This window comes from Mycobacterium sp., from assembly GCF_051006775.1.
Taxonomy (GTDB): domain Bacteria; phylum Actinomycetota; class Actinomycetes; order Mycobacteriales; family Mycobacteriaceae; genus Mycobacterium.
The window spans coordinates 1-6,292 of record NZ_JBPCSX010000243.1 but is presented as its reverse complement, the minus strand read 5'-3'; the positions used below and the strand labels follow the sequence as shown (position 1 = coordinate 6,292).

The 6,292-nt window shown below is 65.9% G+C and carries 12 protein-coding genes, 1 pseudogene and 2 riboswitches; of the genes and pseudogenes, 5 read left to right on the top strand and 8 right to left on the bottom strand.

Annotated elements, in window-relative coordinates:
- Window positions 1-199 precede the first annotated feature (199 nt).
- From ACR2JI_RS16995 to ACR2JI_RS16980, 4 genes are all read left to right on the top strand, one after another.
- Complete coding sequence (locus tag ACR2JI_RS16995; protein WP_526392084.1) at window positions 200-394, top strand: hypothetical protein; 195 nt, start codon at window positions 200-202, stop codon at window positions 392-394.
- Between the two features lie 50 nt (window positions 395-444).
- On the top strand, window positions 445-894 hold the full coding sequence (locus tag ACR2JI_RS16990; RefSeq protein WP_526392082.1) for a hypothetical protein: 450 nt from the start codon (window positions 445-447) through the stop codon (window positions 892-894).
- Between the two features lie 25 nt (window positions 895-919).
- Complete coding sequence (locus ACR2JI_RS16985) at window positions 920-1,267, top strand: hypothetical protein (protein WP_526392080.1); 348 nt, start codon at window positions 920-922, stop codon at window positions 1,265-1,267.
- Between the two features lie 71 nt (window positions 1,268-1,338).
- A riboswitch (SAM riboswitch) is annotated at window positions 1,339-1,451 on the top strand.
- A gap of 31 nt (window positions 1,452-1,482) precedes the next feature.
- Window positions 1,483-1,863 (top strand): hypothetical protein, encoded by a 381-nt coding sequence (locus ACR2JI_RS16980; RefSeq protein WP_526392078.1) that lies wholly within the window; start codon window positions 1,483-1,485, stop codon window positions 1,861-1,863.
- Window positions 1,864-1,888: 25 nt separating this feature from the next.
- Here the strand turns inward: ACR2JI_RS16980 and ACR2JI_RS16975 are convergent, their stop codons facing one another.
- From ACR2JI_RS16975 to ACR2JI_RS16940, 8 genes are all read right to left on the bottom strand, one after another.
- A complete protein-coding gene (locus ACR2JI_RS16975) occupies window positions 1,889-2,140 on the bottom strand; it encodes a PIN domain-containing protein (RefSeq protein WP_526392076.1) in 252 nt (83 codons plus the stop codon).
- Between the two features lie 28 nt (window positions 2,141-2,168).
- Window positions 2,169-2,405: a type II toxin-antitoxin system Phd/YefM family antitoxin gene (locus tag ACR2JI_RS16970; RefSeq protein ID WP_526392074.1), complete on the bottom strand. Its 237-nt coding sequence runs from the start codon at window positions 2,403-2,405 to the stop codon at window positions 2,169-2,171.
- Between the two features lie 94 nt (window positions 2,406-2,499).
- Window positions 2,500-2,934, bottom strand: a complete 435-nt coding sequence (locus tag ACR2JI_RS16965; RefSeq protein ID WP_526392072.1) for a hypothetical protein — start codon at window positions 2,932-2,934, stop codon at window positions 2,500-2,502.
- Window positions 2,935-2,969: 35 nt separating this feature from the next.
- A complete protein-coding gene (locus ACR2JI_RS16960; RefSeq protein WP_526392070.1) occupies window positions 2,970-3,383 on the bottom strand; it encodes a HicB family toxin-antitoxin system in 414 nt (137 codons plus the stop codon).
- Window positions 3,384-3,599: a type II toxin-antitoxin system HicA family toxin gene (locus ACR2JI_RS16955; RefSeq protein ID WP_526392068.1), complete on the bottom strand. Its 216-nt coding sequence runs from the start codon at window positions 3,597-3,599 to the stop codon at window positions 3,384-3,386. It abuts the gene before it with no gap.
- 68 nt (window positions 3,600-3,667) lie between these two features.
- On the bottom strand, window positions 3,668-4,141 hold the full coding sequence (locus ACR2JI_RS16950; protein ID WP_526392066.1) for a DUF4262 domain-containing protein: 474 nt from the start codon (window positions 4,139-4,141) through the stop codon (window positions 3,668-3,670).
- Window positions 4,142-4,211: 70 nt separating this feature from the next.
- Window positions 4,212-4,649, bottom strand: a complete 438-nt coding sequence (locus ACR2JI_RS16945; protein ID WP_526392064.1) for a helix-turn-helix domain-containing protein — start codon at window positions 4,647-4,649, stop codon at window positions 4,212-4,214.
- Window positions 4,646-5,314 (bottom strand): hypothetical protein, encoded by a 669-nt coding sequence (locus tag ACR2JI_RS16940; RefSeq protein WP_526392062.1) that lies wholly within the window; start codon window positions 5,312-5,314, stop codon window positions 4,646-4,648. The genes ACR2JI_RS16945 and ACR2JI_RS16940 overlap by 4 nt, the downstream gene beginning before the upstream one ends.
- A gap of 138 nt (window positions 5,315-5,452) precedes the next feature.
- A riboswitch (SAM riboswitch) is annotated at window positions 5,453-5,565 on the top strand.
- A gap of 72 nt (window positions 5,566-5,637) precedes the next feature.
- Between ACR2JI_RS16940 and ACR2JI_RS16935 the strand changes: the two are divergent.
- Window positions 5,638-6,292, top strand: a pseudogene (locus ACR2JI_RS16935) (hypothetical protein); the annotation flags it as partial.

The window sequence follows — 6,292 nt, the reverse complement described above, 5'->3', positions numbered from 1 at the left end:
GGTACCGGTCGTGTTCGTCCGGGTGCATCGAGTTTTTTCTGTGCGAATTTTGTCGGTGTTTCGTTTTACGATGAGGTTCGACGATGTCCGGCACAATCGCCGGGCGAGACGGGGGGTTGAGGACGATGGTGAAGTTAGTGGCACTCGGCAGCATCGGGCTGCTCGGATATTTCGGAGTGCCCGATGCCGGCGGGCTGCTGTGACCGGCGATACCGCTGACGAGGTCCTCGCTCGCTACCGGCGGCGTGACCCCTACGTCAGCCGTGCCCGGGCTTTGGCGCTGGACACCCTGAGTAAGCGCTACACCCCGCTGCTGGTCGCCGCAAGGGAGAAGCTAGAGGTGCAGCGCGCCGTCGAACGGGCCGAACTGCGCCGGAAGCTGTTTGGGCAGTAGGCGGTTCCCCACCTCTGTCGGTGCGGGGGGCGTTTTTGAAGGGGGCGACAGTGAAGTGGAGTTTTCGCCAGATCGGTGTGGCCGGCGTTGTCATGAGCGTTGCGGCGGTGTGGGCGTCGCCGCCCGCCGCCGCCGACGGTGGCTGGGTGGCGGTGGCGAACTCCCCGAATCATGAACAGCAGGACTGGGCCTACGGGCCTGATCGGTTCACCGCCGAATCCAACGCCTTGACGCAATGCGCACTGCTGGAGCGGGCCGATGACTGCCGGGTCCTCGCCGTGAGCACCGACTGCGTCGCCACCGCCTGGGACGTGAGCGAGCCTCTCAACCAGATCTATGCAGGTTCCGGCGGCGGCCCCGATGCCGCGGCCCGCGGGGCCATCGCCGCGGCAGGCCCCTACGCCAACGATCTGCAGATCCGCTGCACGTGGTGGCCGCGCGACGAACCGCCGCCACCGGCGCCGCCGACGCCCGTACTGACTGCCCGGATTTCGAAGTGAGAAGCCAATGCGAGGGGGACACGCCATGGACAACCGCGACACCACGCCGCGATCACGGTGCGCCGGAGGGGATGTGACCGCTCCGGCCCGTGCCCGGGGCCACACGATCCGGGCGGCCATCGCCGTCGCTAGTGCGGCCCTCGTCGCCGTCGCCGGATTGGTAAGTGCGTCATCGGCAGCAGCGGTTCCAGGGCAGTGTTGGAGCAGTCCGTTCGGCGGTTTCTGCGACCAGTTGCCCGACGCCGACGGCAGTTTCATGCATTGCGAGCAGACCGGGTTCGGTTCGTCGTCGTACCGGAACTGCTATCAGGCATGTTTGGACGTCGCCGGCCGGTTGTATCCGACGGACTACCGCTTCGACACCCCGTGCTAGGACGGCACGTGCGTCGCGCGCGGCGTAATTGTTCTCGACGATTGTCGGACGATTCGCTACGATTGCAACAGCTTCACGAGACACCGTCGCCAAGCTCCGACTAGGCGGTGCACCAACCCCACGCTCGTGGGTGGTTCGGATGACGAAGCGGCCGTCGCCACACCGGTGCCGGCAAGAGCGCCTCCCCAATGAGGCGTAGTGGCTGGGGGGATTTGATGTCTGAGATCCGATGGAATTTGGCGGGCACCGACAAGCGCTGCGAGAAGTATGGACCCGGGCACTGGGTGCACTGGATCCATCACCGCAAATCGGTGGAGGAACCCAAGATCGGTATTCCGGTGCAGGTCGTCGCTGACGACGGTGGGGTGTTCACCCTGCAGGGCCCGGATCTGCTGCTGCAACGCTGGAATCATCGGCCCGCGCTGGTGCGGAACGCCCTGCAGCGTTCGAGGGGATCGGCGGTCTGGATTCCGCAGTGGAGGCTGCTGGTGGTCAGCACCGGCGACCGGGTCAACGGCGCCGGCAATGTCTTCCACCTCGGCCCGCTCGACGCCATCACAGCGTGTGCGGGTATCGGCACGGGCGCGTCGCGGTGATCGCCGGTATGAGATGTCAGTGTTTCTAGCGGTCAGGATGCGGCACCGAGTGAAGATCCAGTGCGGGAATGCCCTCGAAGTCCTCGGGATTGCAGGTGTAGAGCGGAAGACCGTTGGCAATGGCGGTCGCGGCGATCAGGGCGTCATACGCGCGTGCTGCTCTCTTGCGGGCGGCGGCGATCTGGGGGCCAACGGATAACTCGGCCAACGTGATCGTGCTGATCACTGACTGGTCGGGGAGGGTGGCCGGATCGGTGATACGGCCCAGCAGGATCACCGTAGAGGTGTGAGCATGCCGACACCCATCACAACCCCTGTTCGATGATGGCGTCGAGGTCACCACGCAGAGTCGCGGGGTCAACCGGGGGGAGGTGCCGACGACGAGCGATCAGTTCGGCCGGACTTGCACTTGCTCGCGGCAGCGGACGTAACTCGGCGACCGGCCGTCCGTTCCTGGTCACGACCAGGCTCTCGCCGAGCTCCACCCGGTGAAGCACCTCACCGCCACTGTTGCGAAGGTCCCGCACGCTAACGCTCTCCATTCAATGAGTGAATCACAGGTGATACACCTGGTTGTGGCTCAATTGTCATTTGCCCCGCGCGCTGGTGTGGGTGGCAAATGAGCCGGCCATCCGCTCACGCCCCCTCGATCCGATCAGCCGCCTCCCACAGCGCCGCGGCGATCTCCCGCGCAGCATCCGGATCGAGCTTGCCCAGCCCGTCACCAAGCAGGGCGACGTGGCCCGTGATGCGGCCATCGGTGTCTTGCGAGCCGTGGATCTCCAGGGTGATCCCGTCGCCGTCGACACTCAACACTGCCGAGCGGAAGCTGCGCCGCCGGACACCGTCCGAGGATTTGCGCCACTCGTCGACCTCGACGGCGCCGGCCGGCGTCGGCACGTCGGCGTGCAGCGACTGCTCGAGGTTCTCGCACGCCCAGCCGCGGGCGAAGGCGAGGTGATGTGCGGGGGAGGACAGCAGGCCGCCGGGAAGCGGATCCTGCTCAAGCTGCTCGAGAAGCCCGACCTGTTCCGGGGTCAGCTGATCGGTCATGTCACGCCATGTGGTCATGGCGCGAGTATGGCCTTGGGGTCTGACAACCGGAGCTATGCCGTGGTCAGCTGTTGAGCCCGCTGGAACGAGACCCCGAGAATCTGACCGACGTCGCGCACGGCGACACCGTGGGCGGCAAGGTCGCAAGCGAGTTCTTTGGCCTGGGTGGCGGCGGAAGCTGCATGGCGTTCGGCAGCTTCCCGGTCCTCGGCCAGCCGGCGGGCGCGTGCCGTCACGTCGATGTCGTCGACGGTGATGGTGATCGCCATCTGCACCTTCGAGGGCGCTGTGTCGGTGACGGTGCAGATGAACTCACGGGCCTGAGAGGGAACGTCAGCCAGTCGGCGCGCCTGGGTCGTGTCGTTGACATTGATCGACCCGTCCGCCGATGCGTAACCATCGAGTTCCGGGACGGTGATCATCCACCATCTGCCGTCGCGGGTGACGGCGACGTCGTAGGTGTGCATCTAGTCCTCCCTGCATTCTGCTCGGCACCTGTCGATGGCGGCATTGATCTTGCTTCGGACTCCCGGACTGATGGTGCGGTGGCCGGTTGGTACGGCAACACGGAAATTCCCGTGCCGACAGGTCCAGACCGTGTGGCTGCCCTTGCCTTCTCGTCTGGTGAATCCCGCGCCCTTGAGTTGTTTGACGATTTCCCTGGTGGGAGCCGATGCGATCACAATAGTCTATTTCTGTAGACAGAAACAAGTCTAGGCGATGCGACGTTCTATTGCGTTTGGTGTGGAGCTCATCCGGCCAACGGCGTCCGCCGTCCCAGCACGGGTTGACGCCGCCGGCCGTGACTCCATCCGCGGTCCCAGGGCCAGTGCCGCCGGTCGTCGGTCCACACCAGTTGCAGGGCGCGAACGTCGGGGCCGAGGAGTCCGACGGCGAAAATCAGATGGACGTCGGGGTGCTCGACCTCGACCACCTCGAGCATGAACTCGTTCTGATAGTCGATGTGCACGGCCGGCCACAGCTTCATCCCGTCGTCGACGATGCTGTGGGCGATCGAGTTGAGCACACGTCCGGCCTTCTGCGGCGAGAGTCCCGTCATCACCAATTCGGGTAGGCCCAAACCGTGCAGACCGATCGTGTAGGCGAACGGCCGGTCCTCGCCCTCGACGTATTGCACGGCCCAGCGGTGGGTCCGGATGATCTCGCGCAGGACGTCGAGGTAGTCCTCGGTGGTCCGGTCGGGGTTGTCGCATTGCCAGCACATGGCGGCACCTTTCTGTCGTGGATGCCGATGAGCCTGCACCCGCCCACCGACAAACAGCCGCGGCAGAAACCTACGGCCTGGCCGCCACACCCTCGGCGCGGACCAATAGGGCGGCCGACGGCACGACCTTCCCGGACAGGTAGGTCGACAGCCGAGACGGTGAAGTGCCCAGGCGACCGGCGAATTCTGCTGCGGTGTAACCAGACTCGGCGACCAGAGTGGTCAGCCGGCGGCAGACCTCGGCGCGGGCCTGGTCCTCGGCGCGTCGGCGAGCCCGGGCGATCGCCCGCTCGAGGGTGGCGGCGACGCCGCGGTCCTCGGCGAGCTCGATGGCCGCGATGAGATCGGCGGCCACCGGGCCCCAGGGTTCGGCGTCGACCGCAGCGGCGATTCGTCGCCAGTCCGGCAGGGACCCCCGGTCGATGGCGGCCAGCAGACCCTCGACGCCCCATTGCCCGACTGGCGTCGACGGGTCGATGCCGAGATTGCGAAATTTCAGTGCGCTCATGACGTTTCCAGCATGGCGTCGGCCAGCGACTGGCACTGGGCGACCACGGCCGGCCACGACTGCCAACGGCGTTCGAGGTTCTTGTAGGAGCCCAACTGTCGGGTGGTGCGCTGATCCTTGGGCCGTGGGCTGCCGAGTTGGCGGACCAACTGCGACGCGACGGCAGTCTCGTCATCGGCGACGGCGTCGTAGTAATCGTCGATGCCGGCCAATACCTCAGCCGAGGCGTCGATACCGAACCGATCGGACAGCGCCGCCAAGTCCAGATAATCGCGGGTCTGATTCCGTTTGACCGTCAGGTAGCCCTTGATCCGAAGCGTTTCCGCCGGGGTGGGGACGGTCAGGGTCATACCGCCGGGAAGCTCGACGGTCTGCACCTCCAGTGCCCGCCGCCGGATCAACTGGCGGACGCCGGCTTCGATATCGCCTAGCGAACCGAGGATGATCTTGCCGGGCGTCACGCGATTCAGGACCCACTCGGGATCGGACTCCAAAGCCTCAAGCACCGCATCGAACCGTGCCGCGAGGTCGGTCACCACATGGTCATGGTCGGTGGATTCCCGGTGGCCGGCGTAATACGCGGCCGCGGTTCCCCCGACCAGCACCGCATCGGGTACGAGCTGCTGGAGCCGGGCCGCAGACTGAAGGACCTCGTTCAATCCCACGGTTCACCCCTAGTTATCGGATATGATAACAAACCTTCTTGCGGAAGTGAACCTTCGCCGGCCCGGATGTGTGATTGCGTCCCCGGTCGGACCTTGTGAAATCTGAACTTGTCGGTGCCGTCCGTATAATCGAAATTGCTTCACGAGACACCGTCGCCAAGCTCCGACTAGGCGGTGCGCCAACCCCACGCTCGTTGGGTGGCTCGGATGACGAAGCGGCCCGCGCCGGCCGGTGCGGGTAAGAGCGCCCCGTCACCGGGGCCCGGATATCCGGGAGCTGTTATGGCACGAGAACCTTTCGATCTCAGCGACGGTCAACGGCGATGACTGACGACTGGATCGACCGTTACGTCACGCGTACTCCCGAGGAGCTCGCCGCGCTGCGCGCCGCCGCGGAGAAGCGCTACGCCCATCTGCGCGACCAACCCCGCGACTGGCTGGCCGATCTTGGCGCTCGGCACCGGAAGCACGCGTCTCGTCAGAGTGAAGGGGTAGTAAGGAACCGATCAGGGGAGGAAACGATGAAACAGACAACGACAACCGCAGCGGTGCAGGCTGCGAACGCATTGACCGCACGGTGGTGCACCCGCCTCGGAGATCAGGACTGGGTGCTCTCCGGTGCCGGGCTGTGGCCGCTGCTGGCGCTGCTGGCCTCGGCGGCCGACGAGACCGCCCGGGCGGAACTTGTTGCGGCACTCGGCCGGCCCGCCGACACCGCGCAGCAGGATGCGCTCGAACTGATCGACGTCCTGCGCACCGGGGTCTCGACCACCGCTGCGTTGGGCCTGTGGACCCGCGACGACATTGCGCTGCATGCGGACTGGGCATCGGGCCTGCCGGATGGTGTTGTCGGCACGCTGACCGATCAGGCCGCACTGGATGAGTGGGCCTCAGAGGAGACCCACGGGCTGATCACGAAATTCCCGCTGGACGTCACGCCCGCCACCATGCTGGTGCTGGCATCCGCACTGGCGGCCC